23 protein-coding genes are annotated in these 20,833 nt (G+C 73.2%); 8 read left to right on the top strand and 15 right to left on the bottom strand.

Annotated features, from left to right (window positions below):
• Window positions 1-87 precede the first annotated feature (87 nt).
• Window positions 88-642 (bottom strand): GNAT family N-acetyltransferase, encoded by a 555-nt coding sequence (locus GA0070623_RS20695; RefSeq protein WP_067304781.1) that lies wholly within the window; start codon window positions 640-642, stop codon window positions 88-90.
• Between the two features lie 191 nt (window positions 643-833).
• On the opposite strand from GA0070623_RS20695, the gene GA0070623_RS20690 reads away from it, so the two are divergent.
• Window positions 834-1,238 carry a VOC family protein gene (locus tag GA0070623_RS20690; RefSeq protein WP_067304877.1) on the top strand — a complete coding sequence of 135 codons (405 nt, stop codon included), beginning with the start codon at window positions 834-836 and terminating at the stop codon, window positions 1,236-1,238.
• Window positions 1,235-1,516 carry a winged helix-turn-helix transcriptional regulator gene (locus GA0070623_RS20685; protein ID WP_067304777.1) on the top strand — a complete coding sequence of 94 codons (282 nt, stop codon included), beginning with the start codon at window positions 1,235-1,237 and terminating at the stop codon, window positions 1,514-1,516. Before GA0070623_RS20690 ends, GA0070623_RS20685 begins: the two co-directional genes overlap by 4 nt.
• A gap of 233 nt (window positions 1,517-1,749) precedes the next feature.
• On the opposite strand, the gene GA0070623_RS20680 is transcribed toward GA0070623_RS20685, so the two are convergent.
• The 5 genes from GA0070623_RS20680 to GA0070623_RS20660 form a co-directional block, all read right to left on the bottom strand.
• Window positions 1,750-2,259 carry a hypothetical protein gene (locus GA0070623_RS20680; protein ID WP_157517489.1) on the bottom strand — a complete coding sequence of 170 codons (510 nt, stop codon included), beginning with the start codon at window positions 2,257-2,259 and terminating at the stop codon, window positions 1,750-1,752.
• 27 nt (window positions 2,260-2,286) lie between these two features.
• Window positions 2,287-2,691, bottom strand: a complete 405-nt coding sequence (locus GA0070623_RS20675; RefSeq protein WP_197700006.1) for a hypothetical protein — start codon at window positions 2,689-2,691, stop codon at window positions 2,287-2,289.
• Window positions 2,692-2,778: 87 nt separating this feature from the next.
• Window positions 2,779-4,446 (bottom strand): fumarate hydratase, encoded by a 1,668-nt coding sequence (locus GA0070623_RS20670; RefSeq protein WP_067304767.1) that lies wholly within the window; start codon window positions 4,444-4,446, stop codon window positions 2,779-2,781.
• Between the two features lie 67 nt (window positions 4,447-4,513).
• Window positions 4,514-5,926, bottom strand: coding sequence for an outer membrane protein assembly factor BamB family protein (locus GA0070623_RS20665; protein ID WP_067304874.1), 1,413 nt, complete (start codon window positions 5,924-5,926; stop codon window positions 4,514-4,516).
• A gap of 200 nt (window positions 5,927-6,126) precedes the next feature.
• A complete protein-coding gene (locus tag GA0070623_RS20660) occupies window positions 6,127-6,615 on the bottom strand; it encodes an Lrp/AsnC family transcriptional regulator (RefSeq protein ID WP_067304764.1) in 489 nt (162 codons plus the stop codon).
• Window positions 6,616-6,754: 139 nt separating this feature from the next.
• Between GA0070623_RS20660 and hppD the strand changes: the two genes are divergently transcribed.
• The 4 genes from hppD to hisC are packed head-to-tail and all read left to right on the top strand — an operon-like array spanning window position 6,755 to window position 10,884.
• Complete coding sequence (gene hppD, locus GA0070623_RS20655) at window positions 6,755-7,960, top strand: 4-hydroxyphenylpyruvate dioxygenase (protein WP_067304761.1); 1,206 nt, start codon at window positions 6,755-6,757, stop codon at window positions 7,958-7,960.
• 11 nt (window positions 7,961-7,971) lie between these two features.
• The gene (locus GA0070623_RS20650) at window positions 7,972-8,712 is read left to right on the top strand and encodes an RDD family protein (protein WP_067304758.1); all 741 of its coding nucleotides are present in this window, start codon (window positions 7,972-7,974) and stop codon (window positions 8,710-8,712) included.
• 40 nt (window positions 8,713-8,752) lie between these two features.
• Entirely contained in the window at window positions 8,753-9,784 is a 1,032-nt protein-coding gene (locus GA0070623_RS20645) for an RDD family protein (RefSeq protein WP_089004139.1), read from the top strand.
• Window positions 9,781-10,884 carry a histidinol-phosphate transaminase gene (hisC, locus tag GA0070623_RS20640; RefSeq protein WP_067302102.1) on the top strand — a complete coding sequence of 368 codons (1,104 nt, stop codon included), beginning with the start codon at window positions 9,781-9,783 and terminating at the stop codon, window positions 10,882-10,884. Before GA0070623_RS20645 ends, hisC begins: the two co-directional genes overlap by 4 nt.
• 102 nt (window positions 10,885-10,986) lie before the next feature.
• On the opposite strand, the gene GA0070623_RS20635 is transcribed toward hisC, so the two are convergent.
• The 5 genes from GA0070623_RS20635 to GA0070623_RS20615 form a co-directional block, all read right to left on the bottom strand.
• A complete protein-coding gene (locus GA0070623_RS20635) occupies window positions 10,987-12,234 on the bottom strand; it encodes an outer membrane protein assembly factor BamB family protein (protein WP_067302104.1) in 1,248 nt (415 codons plus the stop codon).
• Window positions 12,235-12,380: 146 nt separating this feature from the next.
• The gene (locus tag GA0070623_RS20630) at window positions 12,381-12,863 is read right to left on the bottom strand and encodes an SRPBCC family protein (RefSeq protein WP_067302107.1); all 483 of its coding nucleotides are present in this window, start codon (window positions 12,861-12,863) and stop codon (window positions 12,381-12,383) included.
• A gap of 107 nt (window positions 12,864-12,970) precedes the next feature.
• Window positions 12,971-13,180: a DUF397 domain-containing protein gene (locus GA0070623_RS20625; RefSeq protein ID WP_067302111.1), complete on the bottom strand. Its 210-nt coding sequence runs from the start codon at window positions 13,178-13,180 to the stop codon at window positions 12,971-12,973.
• Window positions 13,181-13,432: 252 nt separating this feature from the next.
• Window positions 13,433-14,629, bottom strand: coding sequence for a fumarylacetoacetase (gene fahA / locus GA0070623_RS20620; RefSeq protein WP_067302114.1), 1,197 nt, complete (start codon window positions 14,627-14,629; stop codon window positions 13,433-13,435).
• Window positions 14,626-15,483, bottom strand: coding sequence for a hypothetical protein (locus tag GA0070623_RS20615; protein ID WP_067302118.1), 858 nt, complete (start codon window positions 15,481-15,483; stop codon window positions 14,626-14,628). The genes fahA and GA0070623_RS20615 overlap by 4 nt, the downstream gene beginning before the upstream one ends.
• Window positions 15,484-15,578: 95 nt before the next feature.
• On the opposite strand from GA0070623_RS20615, the gene GA0070623_RS20610 reads away from it, so the two are divergent.
• The gene (locus tag GA0070623_RS20610) at window positions 15,579-16,763 is read left to right on the top strand and encodes a homogentisate 1,2-dioxygenase (protein ID WP_067302121.1); all 1,185 of its coding nucleotides are present in this window, start codon (window positions 15,579-15,581) and stop codon (window positions 16,761-16,763) included.
• 57 nt (window positions 16,764-16,820) lie between these two features.
• Here the strand turns inward: GA0070623_RS20610 and GA0070623_RS20605 are convergent, their stop codons facing one another.
• The 4 genes from GA0070623_RS20605 to GA0070623_RS20590 are packed head-to-tail and all read right to left on the bottom strand — an operon-like array spanning window position 16,821 to window position 19,776.
• On the bottom strand, window positions 16,821-18,035 hold the full coding sequence (locus GA0070623_RS20605) for a tetratricopeptide repeat protein (RefSeq protein ID WP_067302125.1): 1,215 nt from the start codon (window positions 18,033-18,035) through the stop codon (window positions 16,821-16,823).
• A gap of 7 nt (window positions 18,036-18,042) precedes the next feature.
• Window positions 18,043-18,525 (bottom strand): 2-C-methyl-D-erythritol 2,4-cyclodiphosphate synthase, encoded by a 483-nt coding sequence (ispF, locus tag GA0070623_RS20600; RefSeq protein ID WP_067302128.1) that lies wholly within the window; start codon window positions 18,523-18,525, stop codon window positions 18,043-18,045.
• Window positions 18,526-18,541: 16 nt separating this feature from the next.
• Window positions 18,542-19,237 carry a 2-C-methyl-D-erythritol 4-phosphate cytidylyltransferase gene (gene ispD / locus GA0070623_RS20595; protein WP_067302131.1) on the bottom strand — a complete coding sequence of 232 codons (696 nt, stop codon included), beginning with the start codon at window positions 19,235-19,237 and terminating at the stop codon, window positions 18,542-18,544.
• A 53-nt stretch (window positions 19,238-19,290) separates the two neighbouring features.
• Window positions 19,291-19,776, bottom strand: coding sequence for a CarD family transcriptional regulator (locus tag GA0070623_RS20590; RefSeq protein WP_013288937.1), 486 nt, complete (start codon window positions 19,774-19,776; stop codon window positions 19,291-19,293).
• A 327-nt stretch (window positions 19,777-20,103) separates the two neighbouring features.
• Between GA0070623_RS20590 and GA0070623_RS20585 the strand changes: the two genes are divergently transcribed.
• Window positions 20,104-20,832 carry a hypothetical protein gene (locus GA0070623_RS20585; RefSeq protein WP_067302134.1) on the top strand — a complete coding sequence of 243 codons (729 nt, stop codon included), beginning with the start codon at window positions 20,104-20,106 and terminating at the stop codon, window positions 20,830-20,832.
• Window position 20,833 lies beyond the last annotated feature (1 nt).

The raw sequence follows: 20,833 nt of genomic DNA, 5'->3' as shown, positions 1-20,833 counted from the left end.
GGAGACTCCATCCGGTCGTGTGCCGCTCCCGAACCTACTGTACGGCGAATGTACGGCAACGCACACAGTGTGCGGCAACCTCATACGTCACGGGCGTCGGGCCCACTCGCTGGCCAGGATGGCGTAGACGATCTGGTCGGCCCACTCTCCTCGGAACAGGTAGCTTTCGACGTGGCGCGCCTCCTGACGCATGCCGAGCCGGGCCATCAGCCGGGCGGACGCAGCATTGCGCCCGTGACACCGGGCGTAGACCCGGTGCAGCCCGAACCCGGTGAACCCCCAGTTCACCAACGCCGCGGCGGCCTCCGTGGCCAACCCGCGACCGCCGTGGCCGGGATGGAAGACGTACCCGAGTTCAGCCGTGCGGTCGGTCCGGCTGCGCCAGACCAGCTCCACCGTGCCGATGACCCCGGCGTCGGTGGCCACAGCCAAGGTCAAGCAGTCCCCCTCGGCGCGGAGCGCGTCCTCGCCCGCCATGGCGAGCACCGACGACCGCGACTCCTCGCGGGTACGCGGCTCGCCGAGCGTCCAGCGGAAGACGTCCGGTCGACGTTGCCATGAGTAGACGTCATCGAGATCGTCCAGCGTGACCGGGCGCAGGGTGAGCCGCGCCGTACGAATCGGGTACGTCGGCCGGAACATCCAGCGACACTAGACAGTCCTCCGGGCGGTGAACAGGCCGACGCACCTGCAGGACCCAATGACCGCGGCGCAGGCGGACCCTGATGCCGAACGCGGTAGCCGACCGTCAATGTCAGACGCAGACAGCAACCCACCCTGGTGCGGGACGATGCCGCTTGACGGACCACTTGCATTTTGCAAGCATGGCCCGCATGAGCCTCTTCATCACCTGCCCGGTCGAGAGCGTCGAGCGCGCAACCGCCTTCTACACCGCCCTCGGCTGGACCCTCAACGCCGAGATGTCCGACCACAACGTCTCGTGCTTCGCGATCGCTCCCGAGCAGTACGTCATGCTCGGCAGCCGCGAGATGTACGCGAGCGTCGGCGGAGTCGAAGAACTGATCGGCGGACCTCACACGCCCTCGAAGGTCACTGTCTCGTTCGACCTGGGCAGCCGCGAGGCGGTCGACGAGCTCATCGACCGCGCCGGCGCCGCTGGCGGGCGGATCGGTGACACCGACGACTACCCCTTCATGTACCAGCGCCAATTCGACGACCCCGACGGCTACCACTACTCGCCGTTCTGGATGAAGACGGACACCGATCCGGCCGCGTGAGCCACCTCGCCGCAGCCCTCGACATCGTCGGAGCACGCTGGGCGCTGCTCATCGTGGAACGGCTGCTCGACGGGCCACAACGCTACGGCGATCTGCAGCGCGACCTCGGCGCGCCCACGAACATGCTCGCGACACGCCTACGCGAACTCGAAGCGGCCGGCGTGCTGTGCCGCCTGCCCCTTCGACACAACACCCGGGCCTACGCGCTGACCGATCGCGGGTTCGCCCTGCGCGAGGCGATCGTCGCACTCGACAACTGGGGCAGGAACGACGCCTAGGCCAAGGTCAGGGCATGCTGTAGCGCACGTGTGACAGCCGAAAGGCGGCGCGACGAGGCCGGCCCCTCAGGCGTGGGCACCGTGCGCAGGACACCCACAGGCAAGTCGGGACGACTTGCCGAATCTCCTGCAGCTGAGTTACCATCCAGTTGTCTGCGGCATTAGCTGCAGGAAGTGAACCCGGCAGCCTTCCGGACGGTGGGTGGGCCGGGTTTCGCGCGTTTCGGCGCAACTCACACGTTCCGCACCTCCCCGATCATGCGTCGGACCATGGCACGCCACTGCCCACCTTTGGCCCATGACCACGCCACAGCGTCCGGGATCGCGAGCAGATGATCCGCGTGGGCATCAAGGTGGTCGTAGCGGAGCCGACCCGCCATGCCTACCGCCCCCAACTCGCGTCCGAGGAGACTCCTGTCGGAGCCGAGACACGACTCGTCGAGGTCCAGTACGAGCCGCTCGGCCGCCGCCTTGGCAGCATCGGAAACGAGGCCGCGCAGGCACGCGTCACGAGCACGTTTGACATTCCGATACGCCGTGGCGTCGTAGATCACGATCTCCACAGGAAGATCTCGAAAAGCGCGGAGAATCTGCCGCCGCCGCTCGTCCCGTTCCTTACAGAAGTGGATACTGCGCTGTCCACGGAACACCAGGCGGCCGACGGTGGCCCGAGCAGCCGTGAGATACGAGGTATCCAGCGTGGCCGCCACGAGCAGGAACCCTCGCTCTTTGGTCTCGTCCACGTAGATGTGCGACCCCATCCGACTGCCTCACACTGCCCGGTGTCGGAGGCTCTGAAGCGGTGCGCCGGTGGTCGCCAGGAAGAAGAAGCTCCAGCCGTTCCGGTGCGGGCTTACGTTGGGGTTGTAGTGCCTGACGATCTCCCGGGCCGCCTGGCTCGGGGTCCGAAAAGACTGCCCGGCCAGCGGACCAGAGGTGATATCGATCCGTCCCGGTCCGGGCACGAAGGACGCGTAGGTACGGTGGCCGGCGTAGTCGGCATAGACCCGCACGGACGCGGGCTCCTCGTTGTCCCCCTCACCGAGGGGGAGAGCAGTCGCTGCCTGAGCCTGTAACACCAGTCGCGCCACCACCTCCCCTTTGGTCAACCCAGCAATACTGGCGGCGAAGGCAAGGTACTTGTCCGTGGCTTCATCCACATCTACGTGCGGCAAAGGAACCTCCGTGATCTCCCGAATAGGCTAACACCATCAGGAGAGGAGGTGAATCGATTAAGAAAGTTGAGCAGCACGTGTCGTCGCTCAGCGGCGGCCCACGGTCAGGACCGGCTTGGTGACCTCGGCGAAGAAGTCGTTGCCCTTGTCGTCGACCACGATGAAGGCCGGGAAGTCCTCCACCTCGATCTTCCAGACCGCCTCCATGCCCAGCTCGGCGTACTCCAGCACTTCGACGTGCCGGATGCAGTCCTGGGCGAGCCGGGCCGCCGGGCCGCCGATCGAGCCCAGGTAGAAGCCGCCGTGCTGCTGGCAGGAGCGGGTCACCTGGCCGGAGCGGTTGCCCTTGGCCAGCATCACCTGGGAGCCGCCGGCCGCCTGGAACTTCGCCACGTAGGCGTCCATCCGGCCGGCGGTGGTCGGGCCGAACGATCCGGAGGCGTACCCCTCGGGGGTCTTGGCCGGGCCGGCGTAGTAGACCGCGTGGTCGCGCAGGTACTGCGGCATCGGCTCGCCCGCGTCGAGCCGCTCGGCGATCTTGGCGTGGGCGATGTCCCGGGCCACCACCAGCGGGCCGGTCAGCGAGAGCCGGGTCTTCACCGGGTACCTCGACAACTCGGCCCGGATCTCGTCCATCGGCCGGTTGAGGTCGACGCGCACCACGTCGGAGGCGTCCAGGGTCTCGTCGGTGACGTCCGGCAGGTAGCGGGCCGGGTCGGTCTCCAGGCGCTCCAGCCACACCCCCGACGGGGTGATCTTGGCGACCGCCTGCCGGTCGGCCGAGCAGGACACCGCGATCGCCACCGGGCAGGACGCGCCGTGCCGGGGCAGCCGGACCACCCGCACGTCGTGGCAGAAGTACCGGCCGCCGAACTGCGCGCCGATGCCGAAGTTGCGGGTCAGCTCCAGCACCTCGGCCTCCAGCTCCAGGTCCCGGAAGCCGTGCGCGGCCATCGAGCCGGCGGTGGGCAACGTGTCGAGGTACTTCGCCGAGGCGTACTTGGCGGTCTTGAGGGCGTACTCGGCGGAGGTGCCGCCGATCACGACCGCCAGATGGTACGGCGGGCAGGCCGAGGTGCCGATCAGCCGCAGCTTCTCCTCCAGGAACTGCATCATCCGGGTCGGATTGAGCAGCGCCTTCGTCTCCTGGTAGAGGTAGGACTTGTTGGCCGAGCCGCCACCCTTGGCCATGAACAGGAACTTGTAGGCGTCCGGGTGGCCGTCCGGATCCTCGGCGTACAGGTCGACCTGGGCGGGCAGGTTGCTTCCGGTGTTCCGCTCGTCCCACATGGTCAGCGGGGCGAGCTGCGAGTACCGCAGGTTGAGCCTGGTGTACGCCTGGTAGACCCCGCGCGAGATGGCCTCGGCGTCGGCGCCGTCGGTGAGCACGTGCCGGCCCCGCTTGCCCATCACGATCGCGGTGCCGGTGTCCTGACACATCGGCAGCACCCCACCGGCGGCGATGTTGGCGTTGCGCAGCAGGTCCAGCGCGACGAACCGGTCGTTCGGCGAGGCCGCCGGGTCGTCGATGATCGACCGGAGCTGGGCCAGGTGCGCCGGTCGCAGGTAGTGGGCGATGTCGTGCATCGCCTCGGCGGTCAGCGCGGTCAGCGCCGCCGGCTCCACGGTCAGGAAGCGGCGGCCCCCCGGCCCGTGGACGACGTCGACGCCCTCGTCGGTGACCAGGCGGTACTCCGTCTGGTCGGGACCGGTCGGCAGCAAGGGGGCGTACGAGAACGCGGCGGCACTGCTCATGACGGAAAAGCCTAGGGCAGACCGGTCGATCGGTGACACCCGCCGGGTGGGTCGTGGGACGCCGCTCTCACCCGTCGCCGTCGGGGCAGAGTTCCCGCTTCGGTCCGCAGCTGTCCGCGACCTCGCCGGCACCACCGGTACGCCCCGGCCCGGGGCCGCCGGCACCGTCCGGGCCGGCCGGTGGCGCGGCGGGCGGCGGCGCACCGGCACCCGCGCCGAACCGGACGTACCCGATCTCCCGGCCCTCGCCGACGACCATGCCGTGCGGCCCGACGGCGAGCGCGTTGGCGCTGGTCCGCAGCACCACCAGCTCCCGCCCGGTACGCGGGTCCACGGCGACCAGCCGGCTCGGCTTGTCCCCGGTCAGCACCGCCGCGTACGGGGTGAGCGCCGCGCCCGCCTTCGCGCCGGCCGGGCGGGTCCAGCGGGCCTTGCCGGTGCCCAGCTCCCGGGCGATGACCGACTCCTTGTCGGCGCTGCGCACCAGGGCGTACCGGTCGTCCACGGCGAGCAGCTTCTCCCCCTCCGCGTCGACCAGCAGCAGCCGGCCGTCGTACCCGTCGAGGACCGTCTCCCGGCCGTCCGGGGCCACCCCGGTCAGCACGTTCCGGGCGCCCTGCGGGTCCTCCCGCTGCACGCACCCGGCGCTGTCGGCGGTGCGCAGGTTGAGCCCGGTCCGCCGCCACACCTCCTGCCCGGTGGCCGGATCCCGGCCGGAGACGGCGTACTGGCAGCTGCCGTCCACGGAGACGGCGGTGATCCGCAGCATCCGGCCGCCGATCACGGACAACCGCTCGTCGCGGCCCGGTTCGACGTTCTGCACCACCCGCCCGGTGGCGGTGTCCACCACGTGCACCCGGCCGTCCACCGGGAAGCCGAGCAGCGGCGGCACCGCCTCCGGCCCGGCCACCGCCTCGTCGATCCGCTGCGCGGTGAGCCGCCGGGTGCCGAGCAGGCCCGGGTTGTCGGCGAAGAGCCCGCTGCTGACGCCGGGCAGGAAGGCCGTCCACAGTGGGCGGGTGCCACGCGGATCCCAGGCGCTCAGGGTGCAGTCGGTGGCGGCGACGCACCGGGCGTCCAGCAGCATGTTCCGGTACGTCCAGACGGCCACCGCGTCGCCGTCGCGCCGCCGTACCGCCCCGGTGGTGGGGTCGAGCAGCTCGTACCCCTTGACCAGGAGCTTGCCCACGGCGACGACGGCGTCCCGGTCACCGCCGGCCACCGCCGACCAGTCCGCCTTGCGCTCCCAGAGCGCAGCGCCGGTGGCGAGGCTGCGGACCTCGGTCCGGGTGCGCTGCTCGACGACGACGGTGTCGCCGACGATCGTGACGCTCTTCGGGGTGCCGCCGATCCGCTGCTGCCAGAGCACGTCCGGCTCGGAGATCGGTTCGCTGCGGTCGACCCAGTCCCACACGCCGGGGAAGGGGTTCCACACCCCGGTGACGGCGAGCGCGATCACGACGACGAGCCCGAGCAGCAGCCCTCCCCGCACCCCCCCGAGCCCCTTCACACCGCACACCGTAGCGACGTTCACCAGCCCGTCCCGCCCCCGCGCCGGAGTGTCGCCCCGCTTTCTCCCCCGCCGACGACGCATCCGTCGGGCAGATCGGACGCATCACAACATCGCCGATATAGCTCCCAAAGAGCCTTCGGATGCCGCTATATCAGCGCAAAGATGGGTCAGGAGCCGGCGGCGGAACGCAGCAGCGGCAGGGTGCGGTAGGGGATCTGCTCGGCCAGCGCGATGATCGTGGAGGCCCGCCGGATCGCCTCCGACGAGACGATCTGGTCGATCACCCGCTGGAGGTCGGTGTTGGAGCGGGCCACGATCCGGCAGAGCAGGTCGCTCGCCCCGGTGATGGTGTGCGCCTCCAGCACCTCCGGGATCGCCGCCAGATGGGCGGTCACCGTGTCGTGGCCGTGCCGCTGGCTGATCTCCAGGGTGACGAAGCTGGTCACCGCGAACCCGATCGCCGCCGGACTGATCTCCGGGCCGAACCCGCCGATGACCCCCCGGTCGACGAGCTTGTCCAGCCGGGCCTGGACGGTGCCCCGGGCCACCCCGAGCCGGCGGGAGCATTCCAGCACCCCGATCCGGGGTTCCTCGGCGAGGAGCTGGACCAGCCTGCCGTCCAGCGCGTCGAGCTGTACACCCTGCCCAGCACTCATGCCTGTACACCCTACCGATTGCGCAACCTGACCAGGGAAAAGGGTGACTGTTGCCCAGCCGCCACGCCCCCGCGATGCTTCCGGAAAGAGCTGACGGACCACCGGCCCACGACGCCGGCCGCAACCGAGGGAGGCCACCGTGACCCAGGCGATCGACCGACCCCAGTCGACCGAGGACATCGACGTCGACACGCTCGTCGGCGCAGTCGACCACGACATCACCCGTGACCCGTTCCCGGTCAAGGGCCTCGACCACGTGCACTTCCTGGTCGGCAACGCCAAGCAGGCCGCGCACTACTACTCCACCGCGTTCGGCATGACCTGCGTGGCGTACCGGGGGCCGGAGCAGGGCTACCGCGACCACGCCGAGTACGTGCTGACCAGCGGCTCGGCCCGGTTCGTGCTGACCGGCGCGGTCCGCCCCGACGCGGCCGGCGCCGAGCACGTCGCGAAGCACTCCGACGGGGTCGACGACATCGCGCTGGAGGTGCCGGACGTCGACGCCGCCTACGCGCACGCGGTGGCCCAGGGCGCGACCGGCCTGATCGGGCCGCACGACGTGACCGACGCGCACGGCACGGTCCGGCTGGCCACCATCGCCGCGTACGGCGACACCCGGCACAGCCTGGTCGACCGGTCCCGCTACACCGGCCCGTTCCTGCCCGGCTTCGTGGCCCGGGGACCGATCGTCGACCGGCAGCCGATGATCGCCGCCGGCCTCCAGCCGAAGCGCTTCTTCCAGGCCGTCGACCACGTGGTCGGCAACGTCGAACTCGGCCGGATGGACGAGTGGGTGGAGTTCTACAAGCGGGTGATGGGCTTCTCCAACATGGCGGAGTTCATCGGCGACGACATCGCCACCGACTACTCGGCGCTGATGAGCAAGGTCGTCGCCAGCGGCACCCGGAAGGTGAAGTTCCCGCTCAACGAGCCGGCGGTGGCCCGCAAGAAGTCCCAGATCGACGAGTACCTGGAGTTCTACCAGGGCCCCGGCGCGCAGCACATCGCCGTCGCCACCAACGACATCCTGGCCAGCGTCGACGCGATGCGGGCGGCCGGCGTCGAGTTCCTCGACACCCCCGACTCGTACTACGACGACCCGGAGCTGCGTGCCCGGATCGGCAACGTCCGGGTGCCGATCGGGGAGCTGAAGTCCCGCAAGATCCTGGTCGACCGGGACGAGGACGGCTACCTGCTCCAGATCTTCACCAAGCCGGTGCAGGACCGGCCGACGGTCTTCTTCGAGCTGATCGAGCGGCACGGCTCGCTCGGTTTCGGCAAGGGCAACTTCAAGGCGCTGTTCGAAGCCATCGAGCGTGAGCAGGAAGCGCGCGGCAATTTGTAACACTGTCTCGCGTGACGCAACCTCCGAGCTACCTGACACCGCCGGCCGGTGGGCCCGGGCCCGCCGCCGGCGGCTTCGCCCCGCCCGCCGGCCCGCACCCGCAGGGGTACCCCGTGCCGCCGCAACCCGGCCCGTACGCCGCCCGCCCCGGCGGCTATCCGCCGCCGCCCGGCCCGTACGCCGGGCTGCCCGGGTACCCGCCGCCGGCACCCGGCACGCCGCCGCCCGGCTTCCCGGGGATGTCGCCGCGCGGCCTGCCGCTGGCCAGCTTCGGTGACCGGCTGCTCGCCCTGCTCATCGACGGGCTGGTGGTCGGCGCGGCCAGCCTGGTCTTCATCGTGCCGGCCCTCATCGTCTTCTTCCAGATGGTCCTGCCCGACCTGACCACCACGGCCGACGGCCGGCCCACCTCCGACCCGTTCACCAACTTCCTGATTCCGATGCTGGTGCTGCAGGGCGTGATCTTCGTGGTGGCGTTCGCCCTGAGCTACGTCTACCAGGTCGAGATGATGTTCAAGACCGGGCAGACCATCGGCAAGCGGGCGATGAAGATCCAGGTGGTGCCGCTCGACCCGGCCGCCACCCTGACCCGCGCGGCGGCGGCCAAGCGGTGGGCCGTCTACCAGATCGGCGGGGCGGTCATTCCCGTCTTCAGCTACCTCGACGGGCTGTGGCAGCTCTGGGACAAGCCGTGGCAGCAGTGCCTCCACGACAAGTTCGCCGGCACCGTCGTCGTTAAGGTTGCCGGGTGAGCGAGCAGAGCGACCGTACCGGACAGCGCAGGGCGCGACAGTGAGCGTGCAACCAGGGTGGCACGTCGACCCGGCCGACCCGACCACCCGACGGTGGTGGGACGGCGAGGGCTGGATCGGCGCCCCGATCCCGGTCGACGCCACCCCGCCGGACGGCCCGCCGCCGCCCGAGCCGGAGCCCGCCGCCGAGCCGCCCGCCCCGACCTCCCCCGCCGCCGGCAGCCCGACGACGGCCGGTCGGCCGCCGGGCGCAGCGGCGGGCACTGCCGGCCAGCCCTGGGCCGGACAGCCCTCCGGGCAGCCGGGAGCGGGACAACCCTGGGCGGGGCAGCCGGGAGCAGGGCAGCCCTGGACCGGCCAGCCGGGCGCGGGACAGCCCTGGACCGGGCAGCCCGGGTATCCGGGACACGGGGTCGGACAGCCCGGCGGGCCGCCGCCCGGCTGGCCGTACCCGACCTGGCCGGGGCGTCCGCCCGAGCCGCGTCCGCACGGCGTGCCGCTGGCCGGCTACGGCGCCCGGCTGCTCGCCCGGCTGGTCGACTTCGGCGTCGTCCTGCTGCTCAACGCGGTGGTCAACGGCTGGTTCGTCTGGCGGTACTTCGAGGAGACCGCGCCCTACCTGCGCGAGGCGCTCCGCCGGGCGATGGCCGGCGACTCCTCCCGGGAGGGGCTGCCCGCCATCGGTGAGCAGGCCGGCGGCCTCCAGATCGCCATCCTGGTCATCGCGACCGCGCTCTGGTTCGCCTACGAGGTGCCGACGACGGCCGCCGGCGGGCAGACCCTGGGCAAGCGGCTGCTGCGCATCCGGGCCGTGCCGGTCGACGCCGACCAGCCGCTCGGCTTCGGCCGGGCCACCCGGCGGTGGAGCACCATGGGCATGCCCACCCTGCTCTGGTTCTGCTGCGGCTTCGGCCTGCTGCTCCAGTTCGTCGACGCGGTCTCCGCGCTCTTCGACCACCCGCTGCGCCAGGCGCTGCACGACAAGCGGGCCCAGACGGTCGTGGTGCGGGTGCCGCGCTCCGACCACGCCGACACCCCCACCGACCCCGAACCCCCGGGAGACACCGCATGACCGACACCGGACGTCACCAGCCCCCGCTGCGGCTGACCCGCGCCGACCTGGACGCCCTGCCGAACTACGTTCCCGGGCGCAGCCCCGCCGACCTGGCCCGCGAGCTGGGCCTGGCCGAGGCGATCAAGCTGGCCAGCAACGAGGTGCCGTACGGGCCGCTGCCCGGGGTGGTCGAGGCGGTCACCGAGGCGGTCACCGGGTCGCACCGCTACCCGGACATGGGCGTGGTGGCGCTGCGCACCGCGCTCGCCGAACGGTACGGCGTGGACCCCGACCGGGTCGCCACCGGCTGCGGGTCGGTGGCGCTGGCCGAGCACCTGGTCCGGGCCACCTGCCTGCCCGGCGACGAGCTGCTCTACTCGTGGCGCTCGTTCGAGGCGTACCCGATCATCGCGGCGACCAGCGGCGCGAGCAGCGTGCGGGTGCCCAACGACGCCGGCCACGGGCACGACCTGGCGGCGATGGCCGCGGCGGTGACCGACCGGACCCGGATGGTGCTGGTCTGCAACCCCAACAACCCCACCGGCACGGCGGTGCACCGGCCGGAGCTGGACCGGTTCCTCGACGCCGTGGGCGACGACGTGCTGGTCGTCATCGACGAGGCGTACCGGGAGTTCGTCACCGACCCGGCGGTGCCGGACGGCCTGACCTACCTGGACCGGCCCAACGTGGTGGTGCTGCGCACCCTGTCCAAGGCGTGGGGGCTGGCCGGGCTGCGGATCGGCTGGCTGGTCGGTGCCCCCGAGGTGGCCGCCGCCGTACGCAAGGTGGTCACCCCGTTCTCCACCAGCACCGCCGCCCAGGCGGGCGCGCTGGCCGCGCTGGCCCAGGCCGACGAGGTGGAGCGACGCTGCGCGCTGGTCGTCGCCGAGCGGGACCGGGTCACCGAGGCGCTGCGCAAGCTCGTCCCCGACGTGCCGACCAGCCAGGCCAACTTCGTCTGGTTGCCACTGGGCGAGCGTGCCGTGGCGTTCGGCCGGGCGTGCGAGACGCGCGGCGTGATCGTGCGGCCGTTCGCCGGGGACGGCGTACGGGTCACCATCGGCACCCCGGCCGAGAACGACGCCTTCCTGGCCGCGGCCGAGGCCGCGCTGTCCTGAGCCGCCGGTCAGGTCCCGGCCAGGCCACGCGCGGGCCGGGGCTCGCCGGATCCGGGTGCCGGCCGGCGGCCGGTCGGGCCGGGGCTCGCCGGGTGCCCGGGATCAGGTCGCGGCGAGCACCACCGGCTCGGCCATCAGGAAGTACGCCTGGTCGTCGTCGTCCGGGTCGGCGCGCTCCCGCAGCCGCTCCACCGCGACGTAACCGCCGGCCGCGTACGCCCGGCCGGGTTTCCAACCGATGCCGTCCCGGCCGGGGGTCATCGGGAACCGGGACCGCTGCGCGCCGGTGACCGGGTCGAGGGTGATCAGTTCCCGTCGTTCGGTCAGCACGTAGAGCCGTCCGGCCTCGGTGGCGAGGACCCGGACCGGCCCCAGGTCGCCGCGCTGCCAGCGCTCCTTGCCGCTGCGCGCCTCCCACCCCTTGAGCACCCCGCCGTCGTCGCCGACGGCCAGCTCGCCGACCAGGGTGGTGTCGGCGGCGTCCAGCGCGGGGGCGGCCATCGGCGCACCCGGGCCGACCTGCCAGCCCCGGCCGCCGGAGCCGTCGTCGGTGCGCAGCCCCCGGCACTGCGACCGGGGGGTGAGGCAACCGACCGGGGTGACGGTGAACCGGGCGGGGGCGTCCGGTGGTCGCCAGCGGGTGGCGACCGTGCCGGTGACCCCGTCCCGGAACTCGACCGCCGTCCGGCCGTCGCAGGAGTCGACGGAGAAGACCTGCCCGGCGGCGGTGGTACCCAGGTCGGTGCGGCAGTCCCGGTCGCCGTCGACCCGCCAGAGCGGCCGCCCGTCGGCGAGGTCGTAACCGCGCGGACCACCCGACCCGGAGACCACCAGGACGGTCCGGCCCGCCGGGGCGGGGGTGACGGAGATCCCGCGCGGATCCCAGACGGTGGCCGCCCCGGTGCGTCGGGCGGGTGGGGCGTCGACCGGCGTCGGCCCGTCGGCCCGCCAGGCGACCCGGCCGGTGAGCGCGTCCAGCGCCACCAGCTTCCCGTCCGACCAGCGGCTGAGCACCGTCGTGCCGGTCGCCAGCACCCCGTCGAGCGAGGCGGGCCAGCGCCGGTACGACCAGAACGGGGTGACCCGGTTGCGGCCGTCGGCGGGCTGGTCGGCGTAGAGCTGACGCTCGGCGGCGTAGACCCGGAGCCGTCCCGCGACCACCAACGGCGCGACCGGCAGCCGGCCCACCACCCCGATCGCCGGGGTGCCCGCCGCCGGGGGTGCGCCCCGGGCGGGCGTGCTGACCTCGGCGGGCGCGAGCACCCGGTAGCCGATGCCGACGACCACCGCGAGGGTGAGCAGCGTGGCGACCGCGACCACGGGTCGCCGTCGCCCTTCTGGGAATCCCATGCCCACCTCCGCCCGGCACCCTACCCAGGCTTCTCTCCGGGTGACCGGTCAGGTCACACCGCGTCGCGTGGACGGCCGTCCCGAATCCCCCGGGCCGGTCGCCACCGGGGGGTGGAGGAGTCGCGGGGCCGACCGCCGGATCCGGGTCAGGCGGCGGTGGCCCGGCCGACACGGTGCACGGTGCCGGCCAGGGCGGTCAGGTCCCGCCGGATCGCGCCCTCCACCGTCCGGGCCGCCAGGCCGCCGAAGAGCAGCGCCACCATCCGGCCGTACGGGGCGGTCGGCACCGCCCGGTGCTCGACGGTGACGGCGGTACGGCCCCGGCGGCGACGCTGCACGGCACGCAGGGTCCAGGTGATCCGGTAGTCCACCCCGATGCCGGGGGAGCTGAGCACCAGCCGGTGCGGCGGCTCGGCGGCCAGCACGACGAACTCCTCCGGCTGGTCGCCGCCGTCCGGCCGGGTGCGGGTCTCCCGCCAGGCGGTGCCCGGGGCGAGCCGCCCGGGGGTGAGCAGCTCGACGGCGCTGACCGTGCAGAGCCAGTCGACGCGGACCGGCAGGTCGGTCAGGAGTGCCCACACGTCGACGGCCGACGCCTCGACGAACTCGGTGACCGCAACCGTCGACATGACACCTCCCGTGTCGTCCACCGTACGGGGGGTGAGCGGTCCCCGGGGGGCCGGTCGGCGAAAATTCCGTCACCGGCGCCCCGGGCGGGGCACCGGTGACCGGTCACTCAGGGGCGGAACAGCCCCTCCCGCACGGCGTCGACGAACGCCGTCCAGCCCGGCGGGCCGATGACCAGGGCCGGACCCGACGGGTCCTTGGAGTCGCGTACCCCGACCACTGCCCGGGTACGGGCGAGATTGTCCGCCACCTCCACACAGAGCCCCTGGTCGTTCGAGCGGCTACTGGTGCGCCACACCGCGCCGACGAGATCGTTCATGCTCGTACCTCCTGTCCACTGGGTCGTGCCACGCCGGCAGACCCCACGTCGCCGACGGGAGGCGGGCGGCGCGGGGTGTGTCGACGGAATCGGTGGAACCAACGCGGCAGGGGACGCTGACGATCGGACAGCCGGTGCGACCGGCGCGAACCGGCGCCGACCGTAGGGCCGGAGCCGGGCGGACCCGAGCGGACCGACAGCACGGCTGGCCAACGAGCAGACCGGCGGACCGGAATCCGGCCGGACCGGTGGTCAGCGGGCGGGCAGGATCCGCCCGGTGACCTCACCGAGGGCGACGGTGGTGCCGTCCGGGCCGGGGGCGGTGGCCCGCAGGGTGACCGTGTCCCCGTCGGCCAGGAAGGTGCGGGCTTCGCCGCCGACGGTCACCGGTTCGGCGCCGCCCCAGGTCAGTTCCAGGAACGAGCCGACCTGCCCACGTTCCGGGCCGGAGACCGTGCCCGAGGCGTACAGGTCGCCGGTGCGCAGGGACGCACCGTTGACGGTCAGGTGGGCCAACTGCTGGGCCGGGGTCCAGTACATGCCGGCGAACGGCGGCTCGGTGACCCGCTCGCCGTTCCACTCGACCGCCAGTCGCAGGTCGAGCCCCAGGTGCGGGGTCTGTCGCAGGTAGTCCTGCACCGGCGGCTCCTGCGTCGGGGCCGGCACGAACGCGTCGGCCAGGGCGTCCAGCGGGGTCACCCAGGCGGAGACGGAGGTGGCGAAGGACTTGCCGAGGAACGGCCCGAGCGGCTGGTACTCCCAGGCCTGGATGTCCCGGGCCGACCAGTCGTTGACCAGCACCACCCCGAAGACGTGGTCGGTGAAGTCGGCGGTGGACACCCGGTCACCCAGCGTGCTCGGCACCCCCACCACGAAGCCCACCTCGGCCTCGATGTCGAGGCGTGCCGACGGGCCGACGGTCGGACCCTGGCCGGAGGGGCGCTGCCCGGTCGGGCGGACGATCGGGGTGCCGGAGACGACCACCGTGCCGGCCCGGCCGTGGTAGCCGATCGGCAGGTGCCGCCAGTTCGGCAGCAGCGGTGGCTGACCGGGACGGAAGATCTGCCCGACGTTGCCGGCGTGGTGTTCCGAGGAGTAGAAGTCGACGTAGTCGGCCACCGCGAACGGCAGCAGCAGCTCGACCTCGGCCAGCGGCACCAGCAGCGGCGCGACGGCGGGCCGGTGTGCCGGGTCGGTGAGCAGCTCGACGAGGCGCTGCCGGACCGCGGTCCACTGCGGGCGGCCCAGCGCCATGAAGTCGTTGAGGGAGGACCGGCCGAACGCCCCGGCGGCGAGCACCAGCCCCGCCGCCTCCGCGCCGGCCAGGTCGAACACCAGATCGGCGACGCGTACCCCGATCCGGGGCGGTCGCCCGTCGTGCCGGAACACCCCGTACGGCAGGTTGGTCACCCCGTACGGCGACCCGTCCACGCCCGGTACCCAGCTCATCGGTCGAATCCCCCGTTCACCAGCCCCAGCCGGATCAGATCGGTCAGTGGTTCCCGGACGCTGCACGAGCCGAACCCGCCCCACAGCCGCCGGTCGGCGTCGCCGGCCGCCCGGACCGGCTCGACCAGCCGTGCCGCGTCGGTGGCGGCGAGCAGGACGGCCACCTCGTCCACCTCGGCCCCGTCGACGGCGGCGAGGGTGGCGGCCAGCACGTTACCGAAGCCATGGTGGGTGAAGCCGGTCTCCGGGTCGAGGTGGCGCACCGCGTGGTGCAGCCCGGCGGTCAGCTTGAACGGCAGGCCCCGGTCCCGGCAGGCGCAGATCACCGCGGCCAGCTCGACCGGGGTGGGGAAGAGTTCGGCGGCCAACCCGCCGGTGCGGAACTTCGCGGCGACCGGCAGGCCGGTGGCGCGGGCCTCGGCGAGGGTGTCCAGTGCGCTGGTCAACCCGAAGGTGAGCGGCAGTTCGGCGTACCAGTCGAGGTCGTCGCGCCGGGTGACCAGGTCGTGCAGCGCGGTCAGGCCGGGCCGGGGGTCCTCGCCGCGGCGGGCGACCGCCACCTCGACCTGCCGGACGGTGGTGCCGGCGGCGTCGAGGCGGGCCAGCGCGGTGGGCAGCCGGTCGAGGCCGGTGTCCCCGATCAGCCCGGTCACGACGCCCCCGGCCAGGCCGTCCAGCTCGCCGGCGGCGACGGCGGAGGCGGGCACCAGCAGCGGGCCCACCAGGTCGGCGTACCAGGAGACGCGGTGTTCGTGGTGCGCGGCGACCGCGTCGGGCAGCGACGCGCTACCGGGTGGGAAGACGGCGGCGTCGTCGACGAGTCCGGCGAGGAGGCGGGGGACCTGCGTTGACACGAGACAAGAATCTACGGGACGCTGTCAAGGAACGGACAGTGCCGTCCGGTTACCGGACGCCGCCGGCCGGATATCGGGACAATACGGGAGGCGACATGCCGTACTACCGCAGCGTCGGCGAGGTGCCCCGCAAGCGGCACACCCAGTTCCGCCAGCCCGACGGCAGCCTCTACACCGAGGAGCTGATGGGCCAGGAGGGCTTCTCCGCCGACTCGTCCCTGCTCTACCACCGGTACCCGCCGACCGCGATCGTCGCCGCCGAGGAGTTCACCCCACCCGGGTACACCCGGCTGCCGAACCTTCCGCTCAAGCCGCGCCACCTGCGCACCCACAAGCTCGACGGCGCGGGGGCCGACCCGGTGCTCGGCCGGCGTCACCTGCTCGCCAACGACGACGTCCGGATCGGGTACGCGCTGGCCGACCGGCCGTCCCCGCTCTACCGCAACGCCACCGGCGACGAGTGCCTCTACGTCGAGGCGGGCACGCTGCGGCTGGAGTCCAGCTTCGGCGCGCTCGACCTGGTCGCCGGCGACTACGCGGTGATCCCCACCTCGACGGTCCACCGGCTGGTCCCCACCGGCGACACCCCGGTCCGGCTGCTGACCATCGAGGCCACCGGGCACATCGGCCCGCCCAAGCGCTACCTCTCGGCGCGCGGCCAGTTCCTGGAACACTCGCCGTACTGCGAGCGGGACGTCCGGGGGCCGGACGCGCCCCTGCTGGTCGACGGCACCGAGGTCGAGGTGCTGGTCCGCCACCGGGCCCGGACGGCCACCGGCACCGCCTGGACCCGGCACGTCTACGCCCACCACCCGTTCGACGTGGTCGGCTGGGACGGGCACCAGTACCCGTGGGCGTTCTCCATCCACGACTTCGAGCCGATCACCGGCCGCCTCCACCAGCCGCCGCCGGTGCACCAGACCTTCGCCGGGCCGAACTTCGTGATCTGCTCGTTCGTGCCCCGCAAGGTCGACTACCACCCGGACGCCATCCCGGTGCCGTACCACCACCACAACGTCGACTCCGACGAGATGCTCTTCTACACCGGCGGCAACTACGAGGCCCGGCGCGGCTCCGGCATCGAGCAGGGCTCGATCTCGCTGCACCCGTCCGGTTTCACCCACGGCCCACAGCCGGGCGCGGCCGAGCGGTCCATCGGCGTCGACTTCTTCGACGAGTTGGCCGTCATGGTCGACACCTTCCGCCCGCTCGACCTCTGCGACGCGGCCGTGGAGTGCGAGGACCCAGGCTACGCCTGGACCTGGAACCGCCGCCCCTGACAGACCGGCACCCTGACCAGCCCGCCGACGGTGCCGCCCCGGTCGGCGGGTGCGGCGCTAGGAGACGCCCGCTCGGGTGCCGGCGACCATGGTGGCCGGCACCGCGACGGCGATCGCGGCCACCAGCGGCCACGGGCTGCCCACCAGGGCGAAGAACAGGAGCAGGGCCGGCCCGGCCGGGACCGCGTACACCGCGAGCGCCAGCGGGCGGTCCTCCCGGCGCAGCACCGGCAGCACCACCCGGCCCAGCCCGGGGACCTGCCTCGCCAGCCGCCAGGCCAGCAGACCGCCCCCGGCCGCCGCCAGCACCGCCACCAGCCGGCTCGCCCCCGCCCCACCGGCGGCCAGGACCGCGACCAGCAGACTGGCCACCAGCGACCAGCCGCAGCCGATCAGGACGAGCCGCCGCAGCCCGGCCCAGACCGGCACCTTCTCCGCCCGGGTCGGGTGCACCGGCGCCAACGCGGCGACCTGTTCCAGCGCCAGCACCCAGCGACGCCGTTCCAGCCGGAGCACCCCCGGGTCGTCCCGCGCCCCGGCCAGCTCCGGGTCGAGCCGCAACGCCTCCCGGTAGGCCCGCTCGGCAAGGTCGAACAGCTCCAGCCGGCCGGCGACCAGGGCCAGCACCAGATGCGCCTGCGGCTCGTCGGGGGCCAGCTCCACCCCACGCCAGGCCGCGTCCAGCGCCGGCTGGCCGTTGCGCGCCTCGGCCAGGATCGCCGCCGCGCTCCGCTGGGCGTACGCGTCGGTCGGCCCGGCCGCCAGAATCCGATCGGCGGTACGCGCCGACTCGGCGTACTCCCCCAGGTCGGCCAGGGCGATGGCCCGGATGACCAGCGCGGCGGTCGGCACCACCGCCGGGGCTTCCCCGGGCGGACCGGAACCGACCGCCGGCCCGGGCCGGCTCGACGGCGGGCCGGGCGGTCCCACCGGCTGCGATCCCCCCGGCGAGCCCGGCAGCTCCGACGGGGCCGCCGGGGCCGCCGGGGCCGGCGGTATTGGCGATCCGGATGGGGGCGGCGGGGCGAATGCCGCCGATGCTTCCGGCGGATCCGGCGGGCCGCCGATCGCCGCACCGGCGGCGGCGATCGCCGCACCGGGCCGACCGGCGGCGAGGTGCAGCCGGGCCAGCAACGTCAGCGCGGACGGGTCGGCCGGGGCCAGCGCGAGCGCGAAGCCCAGCTCCTCGGCGGCCTCGTCGTAACGGCCCAGCTCGGCCAGCAGTTGGGACCGCTGCCGGTAGCCGTCGAGGGGCGATTCGTCGTCGGTCATCGCGGCCCTACCCGGCCGCCGCGTCGTAGACCAGGGCCACCGCGATGCCGGCCAGGCCCTCGCCGCGCCCGGTGAAGCCGAGGCCGTCGCTGGTGGCCGCGGTGACGGTGACCGGTGCGCCGACCGCCGCGGAGAGCACCTGCTGCGCCTCGTCGCGTCGCGGCCCGATCCGGGGCCGGTTGCCGACCACCTGCACCGAGACGTTGCCGATGGCGAACCCGGCCGCGCGGACCCGGCGGGCGGACTCGGTGAGCAGCGTCACCCCGGAGGCGGCGGCCCACTCCGGCTCGTCGACCCCGAAGTTCGCCCCGAGGTCGCCGAGCCCGGCCGCGGAGAGCAACGCGTTGCAGGCGGCGTGCGCGACCACGTCGGCATCGGAGTGCCCGGCCAGGCCGTCCTCGCCGGGCCAGTGCAGGCCGGCCAGCCAGCACGGCCGGCCGGCGGCGAAGGCGTGGATGTCGGTGCCGACGGCGACCCTGGGAACGATCATGAATCGAGGGTACGCGTCAATGCCCCGCGGCCAGCAGCTGCTCGGCCAGGGTCAGATCGAACGGGCGGGTGACCTTCAACGCGTACTCGGAGCCGGGGACGCAGAACACCGGCACGCCCTGCTGCTCGACCAGGCCGGCGTCGTCGGTGAGCGGATCACCGGCGGCGGCGTGCGCGGCGGCCAGCACCTCCCGACGGAACCCCTGCGGGGTCTGCACGGCCCGCAGGGCGGACCGGTCGACGGTGCCGAGGACGACGCCGTCGGCGTCCACCTCCTTGATCGTGTCGACCACGGGCAGCACCGGGATGACCGCCTGGTGACCGGCCCGGACCGCCGCCGCCACCGCCTCCACCAGCGCGGACGGGGTGAGCGCGCGGGCCGCGTCGTGCACCAGCACGATGGCCGGACCGGGGGGCACCGCGGCCAGGGCGTTCGCCACCGACGCCTGCCGTTCGGCGCCGCCCGCCACGACCAGGACCGGGGCCACCGGGTCCAGCAGCCGCCGGACCGCGTCGACCTCGGCGGCCGGCGCGGCCACCACCACGGTGTGCACCGACGGCGCGGCGGCGATCCGGCGTACCGCGTGCACCAGCAGGGGCTCGCCGCCGAGCAGCCGCAGCGCCTTGGGGCCGCCCGGACCGAGGCGTACCCCGGCACCGGCCGCAGGAACGAGGACCGCGACGTCACCGCGCGGATTGAGCTGCGCGGTCACGTCGCGGTCCTCGGGAATCTTCGCTACAGGGTCGGGACGACGATGCGGTCGGATCAGGCCTCGGTGAGGACCTTGTCGAGCAGCGTCTCCGCCTCGTCCTTGGTGCTCTTCTCCGCCAGCGCGACCTCGCCGACGAGAATGTCGCGGGCCTTGGCGAGCATGCGCTTCTCACCCGCGGAGAGGCCCCGCTCCCGCTCCCGGCGCCACAGGTCACGCACGACCTCGGCGACCTTCAGCGGGTTGCCGGAGGCCAGCTTCTCCAGATTCGCCTTGTAACGCCGCGACCAGTTGGTCGGCTCCTCGGTGTGCGGTGCGCGGAGCACGTCGAAGACCTTGCCCAGGCCTTCTTCGCCGACCACCTCACGCACACCCACGATCTCGGCGTTCTCGGCGGGCACCCGAACCGTCAGGTCACCCTGCGCGACCCTCAAGACCAGGTACTCCCTGGGCTCGCCCTTGATGACCCGAGTCTCGATTGCCTCGATGAGTGCGGCCCCGTGGTGGGGGTAAACAACGGTCTCGCCGACGCTGAAAACCATAGGTTCGAAACCCCTTTCGCTGTGTCTAGGGTAACACGCTCAGGCACCAATGTCCCGCTGCCGTCCTGACCGTTGGCGCAGCTCAGGGGCCCTGTGAGAGGTCTTTCTTCAGCTTGACAGGCGGCCAAACCAATGGTTCAAACACGCTCCGTGAGCAGCGGATGACACCCCGGCACGGGTGATCGGAGCGTGGATTTCTCGGGCTATGCGCTCCTCCCATGGTAGCCCGGCGGCGTCCCGGCCGCCCAGGTCTGGCGGCAGGAGGGTACGTGCGGGACGCTGGAGGGGCACCGCACACCGCTCGCCGCACCACTCACCGGGGGTCCGATGGGCATGCCTGACGCAGAGGGCCACGGCCCATCCGACGGCCTACCCGGCCTCCCACCGGAGTGGGGTCGGGTGGTCGTGCCGGACGACGCGTCCGCGCTCGCCGACGAGGCCGCCCAGCTCCGACGCGAGCTGCGCCGCCGCGCCTCGGCCGCCCGGTGGCGACGGCTGGGGCTGACCGGGCACCCGGACGGCCGGCCACCGCTCGGGCTACCCCTGCTGATCCTCCTGGTGGCGGTGCTCGCCACCGCCGCCGGCCTGGTCACCGTCACCTGGCCCCGGTCGTCCCGGGGCACCGACCGGCCCACCGTGCTGCCACAGTCGACCACGCCGGTCCCGCTGGTCGGGCGGTCGCTGCCCGCGCTCGACCTGGTCGATGCCGACCAGACCCCGGTGCCGTTGCGCGGCCTGCTACCCGCGATGATCATTTTGGTGGACAGCTGCGCCTGCGCCGCCCAGCTGGCCGCCGCCGCCGGTGCCGCGCCCGATGGCGTCCAGGTGGTCAGCGTGGCCGGCGGACGCGAGGTCACCCCCGCCCCACCGGTCGGTGGCCGGGTCCGCGCCCTCGCCGACCCCACCGGCGAACTCCGCGCCGCGGTGCACCTGCCCGCCCGGCCCGGTGCCGCCCCGGCGTTGCTGGTGGACCGCGCCGGCACGGTGGTCCGGGTCCTGCCCGAGCTGGGTGGCACCGCCGACTACCGGGAAGACCTGGCCCGGCTCGCCGGCTGAC

Source organism: Micromonospora rifamycinica (genome assembly GCF_900090265.1).
Lineage (GTDB): Bacteria > Actinomycetota > Actinomycetes > Mycobacteriales > Micromonosporaceae > Micromonospora > Micromonospora rifamycinica.
This window is presented reverse-complemented; position numbering and strand designations above follow the sequence as displayed.